Origin of the sequence: Collinsella sp. CLA-ER-H5, assembly GCF_040092375.1 — a bacterium.
GTDB lineage: Bacteria > Actinomycetota > Coriobacteriia > Coriobacteriales > Coriobacteriaceae > Collinsella.
On the sequence record NZ_JBBNLR010000006.1, the window covers coordinates 35,657 to 51,001 of the forward strand.

14 protein-coding genes and 2 tRNA genes are annotated in these 15,345 nt (G+C 59.7%); 1 reads left to right on the top strand and 15 read right to left on the bottom strand.

Going from position 1 to position 15,345, the window contains the following annotated elements; translation table 11 throughout:
* Window position 1: 1 nt before the first annotated feature.
* A tRNA-Glu gene (locus AAAX31_RS03550) sits at window positions 2-75 on the bottom strand.
* 17 nt (window positions 76-92) lie between these two features.
* Window positions 93-166 (bottom strand) — tRNA-Gln (locus AAAX31_RS03555).
* 266 nt (window positions 167-432) lie between these two features.
* Here AAAX31_RS03555 and AAAX31_RS03560 point away from each other — a divergent pair.
* Entirely contained in the window at window positions 433-843 is a 411-nt protein-coding gene (locus AAAX31_RS03560) for a hypothetical protein (protein WP_124786018.1), read from the top strand.
* Between the two features lie 72 nt (window positions 844-915).
* On the opposite strand, the gene AAAX31_RS03565 is transcribed toward AAAX31_RS03560, so the two are convergent.
* From AAAX31_RS03565 to AAAX31_RS03625, 13 genes are all read right to left on the bottom strand, one after another.
* A complete protein-coding gene (locus AAAX31_RS03565) occupies window positions 916-1,275 on the bottom strand; it encodes an arsenate reductase family protein (RefSeq protein WP_124786017.1) in 360 nt (119 codons plus the stop codon).
* A gap of 92 nt (window positions 1,276-1,367) precedes the next feature.
* Entirely contained in the window at window positions 1,368-2,420 is a 1,053-nt protein-coding gene (locus tag AAAX31_RS03570) for a MupG family TIM beta-alpha barrel fold protein (RefSeq protein ID WP_161194478.1), read from the bottom strand.
* 117 nt (window positions 2,421-2,537) lie between these two features.
* Complete coding sequence (locus tag AAAX31_RS03575) at window positions 2,538-3,968, bottom strand: PTS transporter subunit EIIC (protein ID WP_117773337.1); 1,431 nt, start codon at window positions 3,966-3,968, stop codon at window positions 2,538-2,540.
* A 57-nt stretch (window positions 3,969-4,025) separates the two neighbouring features.
* The gene (murQ, locus tag AAAX31_RS03580; protein WP_117773494.1) at window positions 4,026-4,949 is read right to left on the bottom strand and encodes an N-acetylmuramic acid 6-phosphate etherase; all 924 of its coding nucleotides are present in this window, start codon (window positions 4,947-4,949) and stop codon (window positions 4,026-4,028) included.
* A gap of 10 nt (window positions 4,950-4,959) precedes the next feature.
* On the bottom strand, window positions 4,960-5,811 hold the full coding sequence (locus AAAX31_RS03585) for a MurR/RpiR family transcriptional regulator (RefSeq protein WP_099432014.1): 852 nt from the start codon (window positions 5,809-5,811) through the stop codon (window positions 4,960-4,962).
* A 204-nt stretch (window positions 5,812-6,015) separates the two neighbouring features.
* A complete protein-coding gene (locus tag AAAX31_RS03590) occupies window positions 6,016-6,597 on the bottom strand; it encodes a VanZ family protein (protein WP_164473284.1) in 582 nt (193 codons plus the stop codon).
* A 104-nt stretch (window positions 6,598-6,701) separates the two neighbouring features.
* Window positions 6,702-7,307 carry a recombinase family protein gene (locus AAAX31_RS03595; RefSeq protein WP_117773343.1) on the bottom strand — a complete coding sequence of 202 codons (606 nt, stop codon included), beginning with the start codon at window positions 7,305-7,307 and terminating at the stop codon, window positions 6,702-6,704.
* 177 nt (window positions 7,308-7,484) lie between these two features.
* Complete coding sequence (locus AAAX31_RS03600) at window positions 7,485-9,620, bottom strand: RNB domain-containing ribonuclease (RefSeq protein WP_117735979.1); 2,136 nt, start codon at window positions 9,618-9,620, stop codon at window positions 7,485-7,487.
* Window positions 9,621-9,755: 135 nt separating this feature from the next.
* Window positions 9,756-10,676: a permease-like cell division protein FtsX gene (gene ftsX / locus AAAX31_RS03605; RefSeq protein WP_099432018.1), complete on the bottom strand. Its 921-nt coding sequence runs from the start codon at window positions 10,674-10,676 to the stop codon at window positions 9,756-9,758.
* Complete coding sequence (ftsE, locus tag AAAX31_RS03610; RefSeq protein WP_117773345.1) at window positions 10,663-11,883, bottom strand: cell division ATP-binding protein FtsE; 1,221 nt, start codon at window positions 11,881-11,883, stop codon at window positions 10,663-10,665. The genes ftsX and ftsE overlap by 14 nt, the downstream gene beginning before the upstream one ends.
* A 451-nt stretch (window positions 11,884-12,334) precedes the next feature.
* On the bottom strand, window positions 12,335-13,276 hold the full coding sequence (locus AAAX31_RS03615; protein ID WP_006235309.1) for a transketolase family protein: 942 nt from the start codon (window positions 13,274-13,276) through the stop codon (window positions 12,335-12,337).
* Window position 13,277: 1 nt separating this feature from the next.
* Window positions 13,278-14,108, bottom strand: coding sequence for a transketolase (locus AAAX31_RS03620; RefSeq protein ID WP_117634793.1), 831 nt, complete (start codon window positions 14,106-14,108; stop codon window positions 13,278-13,280).
* A gap of 207 nt (window positions 14,109-14,315) precedes the next feature.
* Window positions 14,316-15,206 carry a YitT family protein gene (locus tag AAAX31_RS03625; RefSeq protein WP_117746564.1) on the bottom strand — a complete coding sequence of 297 codons (891 nt, stop codon included), beginning with the start codon at window positions 15,204-15,206 and terminating at the stop codon, window positions 14,316-14,318.
* Between the last annotated feature and the right edge of the window lie 139 nt (window positions 15,207-15,345).

Sequence of the window (15,345 nt, forward strand, 5' to 3'; positions counted from 1 at the left end):
GTAGCCCGTACCAGATTCGAACTGGTGATCTCCGCCTTGAGAGGGCGGCGTCCTAAACCGCTAGACGAACGGGCCATATGTAGCAAATGCAATGGCTGGGATGGAGGGAGTCGAACCCCCATTGACGGAACCAGAATCCGCTGTCCTGCCATTAGACGACATCCCAATGACTGCATCGCTGCGCTCGGCTGTGCCTTTGCGCAAGAAAGAAATATACGGGAAGTCCGGCCGTGACGCAAGCCCCAATTTTGAATTTTTTGAAATTCAGTCAAATACGGCCGACACGTGAAGGACCTGTGAAGTCGACCGCTGCACACGAAGGGCAAAACGCCGCGAGCGGTAGCCGTCAACCGTTGGCAGATTCTACCGCGAAAACGATAGCACCAGGCAACACAATCGAAGTATCAATGATCACGTAGATATCGAGGCGCCATGGACGAAGAGCTTGATTACCTATGGGAGACCCTGGGCCTCGAGATCACTGCTGACCTTTGGCCCGAACGGGACAAAATCCATCCCACCCTGCGCCCCGCCATCACGGTGATGCAGGCAAAATACCGCCGTGCATCCTTTTTGATCATGCGGATGTCATGGCACGCGGGACTCCCCGACCTTAAGCGAATCCAGGCAAGCCTCGTCGAGCTGTCCGGTATGCCGACTGTCATATCCGAGGCGCACCTGGAGCAGCGACAGCGCGAGCGACTGCAACAGCAGCGGATTCCCTTTATCTGCCCCGGTGTTCAGGCATATCTGCCCTTTATGGACGAGGAGTACTGGAGCGGCAAGCCCAACAAGCACGTAAAGGTCTACAATCCGCACGAATGGGCACAGCTCGAGGATTGAGCCGAGCGAGCCCGCCGATGGAAAACACGTCCCACCCTGAGCACTCAAAACGGGTCGCGCTTTCCGCAGCCGCTACAGCAACGCCTCGGCCCAAGCCGATTCCCTAAAGCCGGGAATCGCAAAGTCGTCGCCCACCAGCAGTGGGCGCTTAACCAGCATGCCGTCGGTCGCCAGCAGCTCGTAGCACTCCTGATCCGTCATGCCCGCATCCAGACGCGCCTTCAGACCCAGCTCTCGATATTTCATGCCCGACGAATTAAAGAAGCGCCGCACCGGCAGCCCCGAACGAGCAATCCAGGTCGCAAGCTCATCAGCCGTGGGATTGTCCAAAACGATATCGCGGTCGATATACTCTACCCCGTGTTCGTCCAGCCATGCCTTGGCCTTCTTGCAGGTCGAGCACTTGGGATATTCAACAAACAGTACGGTCATGGGAATCCTCCGAATATAGATCGGCCAACGCAGGCACACGCCACACGAGGCGCCTTCGTATGATGGGCCAATTGTAGCCCACGGGTCACACGCTAAACGAACCGTACCCCGAATCCGCGTTTGATGAACGGCAGCAGCTCCATTGCCTCGGGCGTGATATGGCCCGCAACGTTCATGCGCTCGCCACCGGGAAGATCGACCCGCGCAATCTCAAGCTCGCCTTCGTAGCGCCCATAGCCGCTATTACTCACAGCGATCGACCCCGCCTTTCGCGGCAGGCCGGCTCCGGCATCCGTCGGCACGGAATCCGGCTTAAGCGTCGTGCGCGACTCCTGAGACCTAAAGATGAGGACGCTCGAATCGGGCCGGTCGTGATGAATCTGCCCACGTACATAGGCATAACCGGACTCAAGCTCGCATTGCAGGTCCACGTATCCGGCGGAAACTTGAGCAAACTGCGCCCAGCCCGCATCGGAAAGATCGGGGTCGCCGACCAACACAATGTCGCAATCGGCGCCATGTGCGAGCTCAAGCATGTTGAGGGCAACCTTTGACGCGCGACCGCGATGTGCCTCGACCGTCGGAAGTCCCTCGAATACCGGCCCGCGAACGTTGGCATCACCCGGCACAAAAGCCATGATTTCGAATCCAAGCGCCGCAAGACGAAGATTCGTCCGAGCAATGTCCTCCAGAGCTAAACCGGTATAAGGCTTAGGGTAAAAATTGTGGCAGGCGGCAAAACGAGTCACATCGGCACCGGCCTCACGCCACGATGCGATTTCATCAGAACTCACCGTCGATGCATTGACCACAATGCGAAATACACCGGACAGCTCCGCGACCCGCCGGGCGCTAAAGCCATAGTCCAAACGAAGGTATTCCAACCCCAGATCGCGCAGGTCCTCGATGCGCTCAAGCCCGAGCAAATCGCACGTGCGCGGTCCCACATCGGCAATGAGCGCAATGCCGCGGGCGGAAAGCAGCGACAGTACATGACGGACCTTATCGGCATACGCCGCTCCCCCATCCTCGGGAATATGCAGCGAGGTGAACGCATAGCGTGCACCCGCCGCGGCGCCACGCTCAATCGTTCGCTCAATATCCTGCAGAGGGCTGGAAAGATAAATCGAAATACCCGTTTTCACGCTTCAACGCTCCTTTAAAAAAGGCCGGCGGAGCAGTTAGCCCCGCCGGCACAACCATAGCATCAAGAAATCTGCTGCGCGCCGCGAGCTCTGAGCAACACGGCTCGCGATATCAAACTACTCGCCAAAGAACTCGTTGATCTTCTGCTCGTCGACGCCAAAGAACCACGTCAGGACAAAGCCGGCGGCATAGGCAAGCAGCATAGCGGCAACGTAGCCGAGCTGCTGGCCAGGAACGACGATCAGCAAGCCAAACAGACCGGAAACGCCCTGAGAAACCGTGCCGATGTGAAGCAGCGCCGCGAGCGCGCCGCCAAATCCGGCACCCAGGCAGGCCGTCACAAACGGGCGAACGAGCGGCAGCGCAACAGCATACATCAGAGGCTCGCCCACACCCAGGATTCCAACGGGAATGGACTCGGCGACGTACTTCTTGAGCTTGGCGTTCTTGGTCTTAAAGTACAGCGCCAGACCGGCACCGACCTGACCGCCGCCAGCCATCATAAGGATGGGAAGCAGGTAATTGATGCCCTTGGTAGCGCCGTCGGGATCGTTGAGCATAGCGTGGATCGGCGTGAGCGCCTGATGCAGGCCGACAGACACCAGTGGCAAGAAACCTGCCGACAGGATATAGCCGCCCAGGACGCCCAGCTTCTCGAAGATAAAGGTCAAAACGCTAAAGATGGCAGTCGTCAGCCATGCGCCAACCGGCTGGATGACGAGCATCAGAGCAAAGGCGCCGATGATGAGCACCAGCAGCGGGGACAAGAACGTGTCGAGTGCGTTGGGCATAACCTTGCGAATCTGACGCTCCATCCAGGCAAAAAATGCGCCGGCGATAAGAGCCGCGATCATGCCGCCCGCTGCGGGGTTGTACTGCGCATTGGTGAGCGGCAGCAGAATGGCAGTGGCAGGATCGGCCGCGCCAGGCGCAAGCAGGGGCATGGCACTGTTGGCGATACACATCATGCCGGCGATGCCGCCCAGCGCAGCGGAGCCACCAAACTCACGTGCCGCGTTATAGCCCACCAAGATGGGCAGATAGGCAAACAGGGCCCAGCCCATGGAACGAATGCCCTGGTACCACCACTCGCCTGCAAGCGCGCCTGCCGTCGAGACGTTGATGACGTTGCAGATACCGTTGATGAGGCCAGCCGCAATGATGCCGGGAAGCAGGGCGACGAAGACATTGGAAATCTTCTTGAGGAAGGCCTGAACCGGCTTAGACTCGTACTTGGCCTTCTGCGCGGCCTTGTTTGTGGCCGCAGCGTCAACCACGCTCTCGTCGGCAACGCCTTTCGCAAGGCCAGTGAGCTTGGAGAACTCCTCGAGCACCTTATTCACCTTGCCCGGCCCCAGCACGATCTGCATCGTGTCGTCCTCGACCAGGCCCATCACGCCGTCGAGTGCCTTAATACCCTCCGTGTCGACGTTGCCCGCGTCTTTGACGGTCACGCGCAGGCGCGTCATGCACGCCGCGTTTGCGAGCACGTTGTCTTTACCGCCCAAAAGGTCCAGCAGCTTTTGAGCCAGCTCTTTGTTCGTCATAACTCCTCCTTGTATTGGGTATCTCGTCTGGATGTCATATCAGCTCACGCCGCACACCTATTGGGCATCGGCATCGCTCTTCTCATGGCCACTCACCGCAGCACGGACATGGCCTCGCGCTCGCTCAAGAGCTACCGCAGCCTGCTCGGCATCGCAGTCCAGCAGTACCGAGACAATAGCGGTTTTTACGTGGCCGCCGGCATCTGCAAGCGCCTGAATAGCGCGCTCGCGCGTGCAGCCGGTCGCCTCCATCACGATGTTCTGGCCGCGCACCACCAACTTCTCGTTCGTCTGCTGCACATCGACCATCAGGTTTTGGTATACCTTGCCGATCTTGACCATGGCACCGGTCGAAATCATGTTGAGAATGAGCTTTTGAACCGTTCCCGCCTTGAGCCTCGTTGAGCCGGTCAGCACCTCGGGACCGGGCACGGGTTCAATGGCAAGATCTGCGCTCTCCCCGATCTTCGACCCTTGGTTGCAGGCAATTGCGATCGTCTTGCACCCAGTTGCCTTGGCGTATACAAGGCCGCCCACCACATAGGGAGTACGACCGCTTGCCGCCAGGCCAACGACAAGATCCTTGTCCGAGAGTCCACGCCCCCGCAGGTCGCTCGCGCCGAGCTCCTCACTGTCTTCGGCACCTTCGACAGCCTTGATAAACGCCGTCTCGCCTCCGGCAATGAGCCCGACAATCAGATCGGGTGACACGCCAAACGTGGGCGGACACTCCGAAGCGTCGAGTACGCCCAGACGACCGCTGGTGCCTGCGCCCATGTAAAAGACGCGCCCGCCGCGCTCGAGTGCCTCAGCAGCCCAGTCGATTGCTGTGGCAACCTGGGGCAACACTTTTGTGACCGACTGGACGGCACGAAGATCCTCATCGTTCATCGTCGTAACGATTTGCAGCGATGTCATCGTATCGAGGTCCATAGACCTTTGATTACGCTTTTCGGTCGTGAATTTTGTTAAATCGAGCATTTCATTCACCTCATCTTTCCTGTTTCTCGATGTAGTTTTGCTTAATGACATGCGTCGCCCGTTCGTAGTCGCTGGCAACGTAAGCAGCGTACAGGGCATCGACAACCATAAGCTGGGCCATACGCGAAGCCATGGCACCGCTGCGGACCAAGGGCTCACTCGCAGCGACGCCGAGCACGGCATCGGCCATGGTGGCAAGCTTGGATGATCCATCTACTTTGGTCACGGCCACAACGGGACAGTTGTGACGTTGGGCCTCGGCGGTGCAGTCCAGCACCTCTTGCGTCAAGCCCGAGTAGCTAAAGGCGATTGCCATATCGCCCTCATGCATGTTCTTGGCACACAAGAGCTGATCATGCCAGTCGTCGTACAGATGGCACTCTTTGTCGACACGCATGAGCTTTTGCGCCAGATCGTGCGCGACCAAACGAGAGGCACCGATACCGAACAGATTGACTGCGCGTGCCCGCTTAAGATAGGCCGCGCATCGCTCCAAGACGGTGTAATCGAGCGTTCGCGCCGTCGCTTCGATCGTGCGCACGTTGCTTTTCATCACCTTCCCCACGATACGTTCGACGCTGTCATCCATGGAGATGTCCTCGAGGGCTACGTCTTTCTTGTCACCTAAGAGCGCCAGCTCGGCAATCAGTTCGCGCTGGAACTCCTTGTAGCCCGCAAAACCCAAACGCTTGCAAAAGCGCAAAATGCTCGAGGGCGAGGAGAACGTGGCATCGGCAAGACCGCGGACGGACAGCCCGACCACCTCGTGCGGATGAGCGCTTACATATGCGATGACATTGCGTTCCGCCGGGCTCGCGCTGAGCTCACGCTCGCGAAGCCGCAAAAGCAATCCGTTTGCCATCTCAAACACCTCCGTTGAGAAGAATTAAAGACCAACGAACGATTCGTACCGGATACAAACAGCTTTTACGGTACATTGTGCCGCATCGTGGCGCACAAAGGACGAGCGTTCTACCGCTCGCCCCTCAAATCCGACCGCTCGGAAATACGCGCGACACAAAATAATTCAACAAGGTCGCATGATCAGAAACGGGTTTGTTACCGGCTAGCGCCTCGCATGGGCGCCGATGGGGCGCGTCTCGTGGTGCACCCATGCGGAGACCAGCAATACCAACAGCATGGCGGTGACATAGCCCGCAGCATCGAATCCTAAATCGATAACGTCGAAATGCCTGCCGGGAACAAAGATCTTATGTACCTGATCGCCAACGGAGCAGACGGCGCAAAAGAGCAACACGGGCACGCAACGGGAGCATACGCTCCACGGACGCCTGGAAAAGCAAACCACGACCACCGAGGCGAACAATCCGACGAAGAAAAACTCTACGGTATGGGCAACGCGACGGACGTTCGTGCCCACCCACATGCGAATGGAAGCAAGTCGGCCAGACCGGACATTCGAAGCAGCCGAATCGGTGCCCCCTGTCATCCCGTTCTCGGCCTGAGCTTCACCCGCGACATCGGCAGCCTGTACGCCCGTAGCCTGACCCTCCACCACACGCGCGGTGGACTCGCTCAGCAACGACGTCTCCACCGCATTTTGCTCCGTCAGCACCCAGATGCCCGCCAGCGTTGCAGCGAACAGAACGATCGCGGTCCATCCGATTATTTGTTTTACGCGCGCCAAGGGCCTACCTCCTTTTTTGAATATCAGCGAGTGTAGCCCCGAATGACATCGCCACCGTATCAAAATTTGAATCGCAACAGGAAGCGACAAAGCGACGCAAACCCCTACCCCGCCTCGCGCATCCAGCGATCGAACGTCCCCACGCACACGCCCAGGCACTTTGCTGCCTGGCTGCGGGTAATATCGCCCGCCTCATAGCTATCGCGTACCAGATCAAACTGAGGAGGGCACGGCTTGCGAGGTCGACCGAAACGAACCCCTCGCGCCCGCGCCGCTGCAATTCCCTCCGCCTGGCGCCGATGGATATTCTCGCGCTCCACCTGCGCCACGTAGCTCAGCAGTTGCAGCACAATATCGGCAATCAGGGTATTGGTCACATCCGGCGTGCCGCTTGCCCTGGCGCGCGTGTCAAGCAATGGCATGTCCAACACCACAATGGCAACCCCGAGCTCCTTGGTAATGCGTCGCCATTCCTCAAGAATCTCGGAGTAATTACGACCAAGTCGGTCGATAGAAAGCACCACCAGCACGTCCCCGTCTCCCAGGACGTGCAGCAGCTCGCGATAGCGCGGTCGATCGAAGTCCTTGCCGCTCGCATGGTCGGCATAAATATTCGCCGAGCCCACGCCATAGGCGCCCAGCGCATCCAGCTGCCGATTAAGATTCTGATCGCGCGAACTCACCCGCGCATAACCATACACCGTCGCCATCTCATCCCCGCTTTCTTGTAAACCTGCCAAAAAGGGACAGGTTTATTTTGGTAGGTTTTACCTCTCAAATAGCAGGTAAGCGGGCGGCCGAGCAGACGGCAAGGTAGCCATGATCCAAATGCGGAGGGCGGCCCCGAAAGACCGCCCTCCGCTCTCCCGCCATGAGTCGAGATTTGGCTAATGGATAAGCTTAAAGTCCAAGTGCCCACGCGTGGTATTGACGCGCGAGACCTCGATAATCACGCGCTGGCCCAGTTCATAGCGAGTCCCCGTGTCGGCGCCCGTCAGCGTAAGCGCATCCTCGTCGAACTCGAACCACTCGTTGCCCAGGCTCTTGATCGAAACCAAGCCTTCGACCTGCGTTAGGTCCAAGCGCACAAAGAGGCCCATGCTGCTAACCCACGAGACGGTTCCGGCATAGCGCTCGCCCAGACGGTCCTCATAGTACTGGGCAATCTTGATCTTTTGCGTCGCATGGCTGGCGGCATCGGCCGCACGCTCCGCATCGCTGCATGCGCGGCAGATCTGCGGCAGAATGCGCGGCAGCGACTCGCGCCCCTTGCCGATCAGCCGCGGCGTACGGACCAGGGCGTCCTTGCCGCCGAGCTGTTCATAGGCCAACTGCAGTTTGAGCACGCGGTGCACCACCAGATCGGGGTAGCGACGGATGGGACTCGTAAAGTGACAGTAGCACGGCGCGGCGAGCGCAAAGTGACCCTCGTTGCGCGGCTTGTACAGTGCGCGCTGCATGCTGCGCAGAAGCAGCGTGTTGACGAGCGGTGCGTTGGCCGTACCGGCGGCAGCATCGACTGCAGCCTGTAGCTCATCGGGACTCCCCAGGGCGATACCGGCAGCACGGCGATCGTCGATGATGCCTAGCTGCGCCAGCGCAACGGCGGCACCGTGCAGGCTATCGGGGCTCGGATCCTCATGCACGCGATAGCAGGCCTCGATATCACGGTCTGCCAGCCACTCTGCAACGCACTCGTTGGCGAGTAGCATGGCTTCCTCGATAAGCGACGTGGCACACGAACGCTCGCGCGCCACAATCTGCACGGGCACTCCGTCCTCATCCAATAGAGCGCGAATCTCGGCCGTGTCAAAATCGACTGAGCCGCGGGCACGACGAATACGACGGCGAAGTTCGGCGAGTTCGTTGGCGGCGACAAGGAAATCGCCGAGGTCGACGTTATAGCCGCGAGCAGTTTCCTCGCACGCAAGACCGCGCTCAAGCGCCTCCTCGCGCGAGGCCTCAGCAGCCGCAACATCCTCAGCGGCGCCTTCCAGCACCGAATACTCAACAGCGTCGGCACGCACCAGCAGCGCCTCGGCGCCGTCATAGTCCATACGCACACGCGAGCGAATCACGCTGGGGTACGGATCGTAATGCCGCACGCGACCCTGCGCATCGAGCTCAATGTCAACGGTAAACGCAAGACGGTCCTCGTCAGGGCGAAGAGAGCATAGGTCACAGGACAGGCGTTCGGGCAGCATGGGAAGCACGCGATCGGCCAGATACACCGATGTCGTACGATGGCGAGCCTCAAGATCGATATGCCCGTCCCAAGCCACATAGTGAGAAACGTCAGCGATATGCACACCCAGCTTGTAGCCACCCTCGGGCGTGCGCTCAAGCGAAATGGCATCGTCAAAGTCGCGCGCGTCGACCGGGTCGATCGTGATGACAAAGCGGTCGCGCAGATCGCGGCGGAGCGGGTCCTTAAGCGCCGCGGACACATCGAGCGAAAGCCCCTCGGCCTCGTCCAGCGCGGCCTCGGGATAGCTATCGGTATAGCCGTAACGCGCCATCACGTATTGAACGCCCAAATCGGGCGCGTCATCTCCGCCAATGCGGCGTTCGATCGTCACGGTGCCCGATTCCAGGCGCGTCGGGTAGGTCAAAATGCGCGCGACAACGGCATCACCCGGGTGGACGCCCAGACGATCCGCCGAGGTATCCTCGGGCAGAATGAAGAAGTCGGCCTTCAGGCGCGAATCGAGCGGCTCGATCACACCGAGCGGACCAGCGGTCTGGTACGTACCCACCACGCTTATGGCTGCGCGCTCAACCACGCCTTCGATCACGGCGCGCCGCTCACCGTGCGGGCTGTTCTTAATGCTCACGGCAACGGTGTCGCCGTCCATGATCTCGCGCTTACCGCGGCCCATAACCTTGTAGTCGCCGCTCTCGGTTATGACATAGGCGCCATGCTCATGGAGCTGCACGCGCCCGGTCAGGCTCGGACGGCGTTCGCTGCGCACCGGCCCACGCTTATTGCGAGCACCGCGCTTATGCTTGTTATTGCGCCCCATGGCGCCTCCTTGCTATCGATGACGAACTCCAAAGAGTCTACCCAAATGATTCGCTTTCCTGCCGTCCCCTAGAGATCAAAAAACGGGCCGCCCCATAAGAGACGACCCGTTGGAAGGGATGAATTCCAGGCATGCCTACACGCGCAGGTAGCGGCGCATGGCTATGGCAGAACCAAAGAGACCGATAATCACACCGACCAGAATCAGCGCAGCATAGGTCACCAGGTAGTACTGCATCGGCAGGGCAAACGACATCCAGCCGATGCTCTCCTGCAAACGCGGAATCATCAGATTGCGCAGCAGCTCCAGAACGCCGATGGAAAGCAGCGAGCCCAAAATGGCCTGCAGTACGCCCTCGGTGATAAACGGGCCGCGAATGAAGCCGTTGCTGGCGCCGACCAGACGCATAATCGCAATCTCACGACGACGCGCCGTGATGGACAGGCGAATCGTGTTGTTGATGAAGATGAATGCGATAAAGGTCAAAAGGCCAACGAGCACCACGGCGGCGATGCGGATGTAGTTGGTCACCTGGAACAGGCGGCTCACTTCCTCTTGGCCGTACAGCACGCTCGCGTTGACGTCGCCGTCATCCGCGATCTTCTGGAAGTCGGCGTTCTTCTTGAGCTTCTGGGCCGTGCTCTCGACCTTGGACGGATCGTCCATCTCAATTGCAAACGAAGCCGGCAGCGGGTTCTGGCCATCGAGCGCGCTCATGGTGGCGTCGGCGTTGCCCGACATCTTGCTCGTATACTCGGCCAGCGCGTCGTCCTTGTCCTTGTACGTCACGGACTTGACGTTGCTCCACGTCTTGAGCTCAGCCTCAAAAGCCTGAACATCGGCCTGATCGGCGTCATCGCTAATAAAGGCGTTGATGACGACCTGATCCTCGACGGTGCCGATCACGGAGTTCAGCATCGCGGAGCCCATGATGAACAGGCCGATGATAAACAGCGAAAGGAAGATCGTGATGACGGCGCCGAGCGAGGTAGTCCAGTTACGGAAGAAGTGACTGATTGCCTCTTTGAAGGAGTAGCCCACGTTAGTTGGTGCCATAGTTGCCGTAACCTCCCCTCTCCTGGTCGCGGATAACGTGGCCGCCCTCGAGGGCGATCACGCGACGGTGCATGCTATCGACCATCTCGCGGTCGTGCGTGGCGACGATCACGGTGGTGCCGGTGCGGTTAATACGCTCGAGCAGCTTCATGATGCCCAGCGAGATCGCCGGGTCGAGGTTGCCCGTGGGCTCGTCGCAGATAAGCAGCGGCGGGCGGTTGACCATGGCGCGGGCAACGGCAACGCGCTGCTGCTCGCCACCGGAAAGCTGATCGGGCAGCGAGTCCATCTGATCGGCCAGGCCGACCAGACGCAGCACCTCGGGAACCTGGCTGCGAATGACACCCTTGGGCTTGCCGATGCACTGCAGGGCAAACGCCACGTTTTCGTAGGCGGATTTTTGAGGCAGAAGCTTAAAGTCCTGGAACACGGCGCCAATCTGACGGCGCAGGAACGGAACCTTGCGGTTCTTGATCTTCATGAGGTCCTGACCGGCAACCAAGATGCGGCCGCTCGTCGGCTTGACGTCGCGGTTGAGCGTCGACAGCAGCGTGGTCTTACCCGAGCCGGAATGACCGACCAGGAAGACGAACTCGCCCGGATAGATCTCGATGTTGATGTCGTCGAGTGCAGGCTTGTTGGGCTGTGCCGGATAGATCTTGGTGACATGCTCCATAAGGATGACGGGCTCGACACCGGCCTGCTTGGCCATCTTCTTGCGGCTGGCTTGCGGATCGATGGGCGCAAACACCGACGTAAAATCGGGGTTGTTGAGCGCGTTATCGAGGCTTGCGACCTCGGCGGCCTGATCGCTCTCGACCACCGGGGCAGCAGGCTGCGTGGGATCGGGAATAGCGGCAAAGAGACCGGACTGCGCAGGCTGAGGAACCGGCGTCGCAGGGGCCATGGGGTCGGGAATGCCGGCCATGGTAGGCTGCGGCGTGGCGGCGCCAGCCTGAGGCTGCTCCACGCGAGCGGTCACGGCCTGAACGGGCTCAAAACCCGCCGTGCCGGAAAGCGCGACATCGCTGGTGGGATTGTAGGCAAAGGGATCGGATGCCGGCTGTGCCTGATCTGCCGGCTGAGCGGGGGCCTGAGCAACAGGCTGGCCCTCTGAATCCGGAGTGGCGAAACGACTGCCCTGGACGCCTGTCTGCGTCTTGGGGGCATCATCGCCCGCACCGGAGGTACGGAAGTGGTTACCCACTGGTGCTCCTTATCGTCGTGCGTTTAAACTACATGAGCGCTTTGTATTTTAGCAGCATTAGCTTTGCTGCACATAAGAAGCATGGCGGGGTTTGGGTCTCACCGACCGGGCGCAGGGTTACCTCCCAAATCGTCCTCGCGCATGGCCGGCATTTGTCCTGCTCCTGCGGAGCTGCGGACAAACGCCGGCCATGCGCTGCGGAAAGATTTGGGAGGTAACCCTGCGCCCGGCCTGCGGCTACTATGGGGCCGACGCACCAACTTGAGATGCTGCGCATACAAAGTTGGAAGGGTCTGAATTGCACTTTGTTGGGATGGGCCCGTTTCCCCATGGGACCTTTGCTTGGCAGGACTCTAATTTAAATTCAACAAAAACAGGGGCGCCCTCTTTGGGGATACCCCTGTTCTGGCTTGGATGTGGTTGTTGAGACGATACTTTGCCTCGTCTTGCCTTATGCCAAGAACTCCTTGGTGGTCGCCACGATGTTGGCGGCGTCCAGGCCGTACTTGTGCAGGAGCTCGGCACCCGGGCCGGACTCGCCGAAGGTGTCGTTGACACCGATCTTCTTGAGCGGCGTCGGGCACTGCTCGCACAGGACGTCGGCAACGGCGCTGCCCAGGCCACCGATCACAGAGTGCTCCTCGACGGTCACGACGTGGCCGGTCTTGGTGGCGCTCTTGACGATCAGGTCGGCATCGATGGGCTTGATGGTGTGCATGTTGATGACCTCGGCATCGATGCCCTCGGCAGCAAGCTGCTCGGCGGCCTCGAGAGCCTCGCCGACCATCAGGCCGCAGGCGATGATGGTCACATCGGCGCCCTCGCGCATGACAATGCCCTTACCCAACTCGAACTTGTAGGTCTCGGGGTCGTTGATAACCGGCGAGGCCAGACGGGCAAAGCGCATGTACACGGGGCCGTCGCACTCGTAGGCGGCGCGCGTCACGGCGCGGGCCTCGACATCGTCGGCCGGAACGATAACGGTCATGCCGGGGATGACGCGCATCAGGGCGATATCCTCGCAGCACTGATGCGTAGCACCGTCCTCGCCCACCGAGATACCGGCGTGCGTGGCACCGATCTTAACGTTGAGGTGCGGGTAGCCGATGGAGTTACGGACCTGCTCAAAGGCGCGGCCGGCGGCGAACATGGCAAAGGTGCTCGCGAAGGCAACGCGACCGGTGGTTGCGATACCGGCGGCAACACCCATCAGGTTGCTCTCGGCGATACCCACATCGAAGAAACGGTCGGGGCAGGCGGCCTTAAACTTACCGGTCTGCGTGGCGGCGGCCAGGTCGGCGTCGAGGACCACAAAGTCATCGTGCTCGTTGGCGAGCTCGACGAGGGCCTCGCCGTAGCTTACGCGCGTGGCGATTTTCTTGACGTCTGCCATCCTAGAGCTCCTCTCCGGCGGCCGTGAGCTCTGCCATGGCCTGCTCAAACTGTTCATCATTGGGGGCCTTGCCGTGCCAACCAACCTGGTTCTCCATAAAGGACACGCCCTTGCCCTTCAGGGTCTCGGCGATAATGGCGGTCGGCTGGCCCTTGGTGGCGCGAGCCTCGGCAAAGGCGGCGCGGATCTGATCGAAATCGTTGCCGTCGGCAAGCTCCACCACGTGGAACTTAAAGGCGCGGAACTTGTCGGCGAGCGGCATGGGGTCGTTGACCTCCTCGACGGGACCGTCGATCTGCAGGCCGTTGTGGTCGACGATCACACAGAGGTTATCGAGCTGCTGGTTGCCGGCAAACATGGCGGCCTCCCAGACCTGGCCCTCCTCGCTCTCGCCATCGCCCAGCAGGGCGTACGTGCGATAAGTATCGCCCCAGTGCTTGGCGGCAACGGCCATGCCCACGGCGGCGGAGATGCCCTGGCCGAGCGAACCGGTGGACATGTCAACGCCCGGAGTGTCGTTCATGTTGGGATGACCCTGCAGGTGGCTGCCGATGTGGCGCAGCGTCTCAAGATCCTCCTTGGGGAAGAACCCACGCTCGGCGAGCACAGCGTACAGACCAGGTGCACAGTGGCCCTTGGAAAGCACAAAGCGATCGCGGTCGGCCTTGCGGGGATGGGCCGGGTCGACGTTCATTTCCTCAAAGTACAGATAGGTCATGATGTCGGCAGCGCCGAGCGAACCGCCCGGATGGCCGGACTTGGCAGCGTGCACGCCGGTGACGATGCCCTTCCTTACCTCGTTGGCAACCTTTTTGAGCTCTTCGTCGCTCATTGTGCCTTCCTTTCATCCTCATTAGACAAAATGCGCACGGCACCGAAGGTAATCCCAACACAGCCGCAATGCACGTACGTCATTCATTATGCTGGAAACTGATGGCTTTACCAGAGTTTTTATCATTATTTGAACAATTTAGCAGGCAGAACCGCTGATGAAACGGTTTATCAATGTGAACGTCTTTTGGATGGGACGCGGTCGGCCCTACGCGCTAATGTCCTTGAATCCCTCGCCGAAAGCTTCCGTAACGTCGGCGACCGTCACAATGGCGTGAGGATCGCGCTCGCGCACGATCGTCTTGAGGGTATTGAGCTCTCGACGGTTCACGATGACCATGATCACCGGCTTCTCGGCACCCGAATACATGCCAGTCGCCTTAAACTTGGTACAACCACGACCCAGGCCATACATGATATCGGCAGCGATATCAGGGAACTTGTCCGAGATGATGAGTACCATACGGCGTTTGTTGCCACCATCGACCACGGCATCGATCACGTAGCCGCTAATGACCATCGAAAGGCCTGCATATAGTGCATTTTCGATTGAAAAGACCGGAGCCGACAGCGCGCATACGGCAACATCGATCGCCATGACGGTCGAGCCCACGGGCAGCGAGGTATTACGCGAGATGATTTGGCCAATCGTGTCCGAGCCGCCGGTGTTGGCGCCGGCGCGCAGCACCATGCCGTAACCGATGCCTGTAATAATGCCGCCCCACATGGCAGGGAGCATCAGGTCCGCATCCGCCAGAGGTGCTACAAACGGGGCGAACAGATCGGTAAAGAAGCCCAGCAGCACAAAGCCCGTCGCGGTCTGCACCACGTAGAACATGCCGCCCTCGCGCATAACGACCAGCAACAGCAAGGCGTTCATCACGATCGTCTGAATACCAACGGGAAGCGATATGCCGCGCGATGCGCCGACCGCCTGGATAATGGTGGCAAGGCCCGTAACACCACCGGCAGCAAGGCCGTTGGGAATCAAAAACAGGTCGGTCGCAATAGCGGCCAGAGCGCACCCCAACATAATCTGGGGCAGGTCGTGAAAGAAGTTCATCGATAGAATGCGCTTGATGTCCAGACGATATGCCATGCTACCTCCCTCAAAAAAGCGCACCCAAACGGATGCGCTTTGAACTTCTTCTTGTATTCGATTCTACCGATCCGCCGGACAAAAACCACCCCTGCGCAGGGTTTATTCTGGATACAAACCCGTCCAACCGTTGGGCTTG

Bases quoted from the DNA above. Each gene is read 5' to 3' on its own strand.
- ftsX (WP_099432018.1), bottom strand. From the start codon at position 10,676: ATGGCACCAACTAACGTGGGCTACTCCTTCAAAGAGGCAATCAGTCAC.
- AAAX31_RS03595 (WP_117773343.1), bottom strand. From the start codon at position 7,307: ATGGCGACGGTGTATGGTTATGCGCGGGTGAGTTCGCGCGATCAGAAT.
- AAAX31_RS03565 (WP_124786017.1), bottom strand. From the start codon at position 1,275: ATGACCGTACTGTTTGTTGAATATCCCAAGTGCTCGACCTGCAAGAAG.
- AAAX31_RS03625 (WP_117746564.1), bottom strand. From the start codon at position 15,206: ATGGCATATCGTCTGGACATCAAGCGCATTCTATCGATGAACTTCTTT.
- AAAX31_RS03615 (WP_006235309.1), bottom strand. From the start codon at position 13,276: ATGGCAGACGTCAAGAAAATCGCCACGCGCGTAAGCTACGGCGAGGCC.
- murQ (WP_117773494.1), bottom strand. From the start codon at position 4,949: ATGCTCGATTTAACAAAATTCACGACCGAAAAGCGTAATCAAAGGTCT.
- AAAX31_RS03620 (WP_117634793.1), bottom strand. From the start codon at position 14,108: ATGAGCGACGAAGAGCTCAAAAAGGTTGCCAACGAGGTAAGGAAGGGC.
- AAAX31_RS03560 (WP_124786018.1), top strand. From the start codon at position 433: ATGGACGAAGAGCTTGATTACCTATGGGAGACCCTGGGCCTCGAGATC.
- AAAX31_RS03575 (WP_117773337.1), bottom strand. From the start codon at position 3,968: ATGACGAACAAAGAGCTGGCTCAAAAGCTGCTGGACCTTTTGGGCGGT.
- AAAX31_RS03600 (WP_117735979.1), bottom strand. From the start codon at position 9,620: ATGGGGCGCAATAACAAGCATAAGCGCGGTGCTCGCAATAAGCGTGGG.
- AAAX31_RS03585 (WP_099432014.1), bottom strand. From the start codon at position 5,811: ATGGCAAACGGATTGCTTTTGCGGCTTCGCGAGCGTGAGCTCAGCGCG.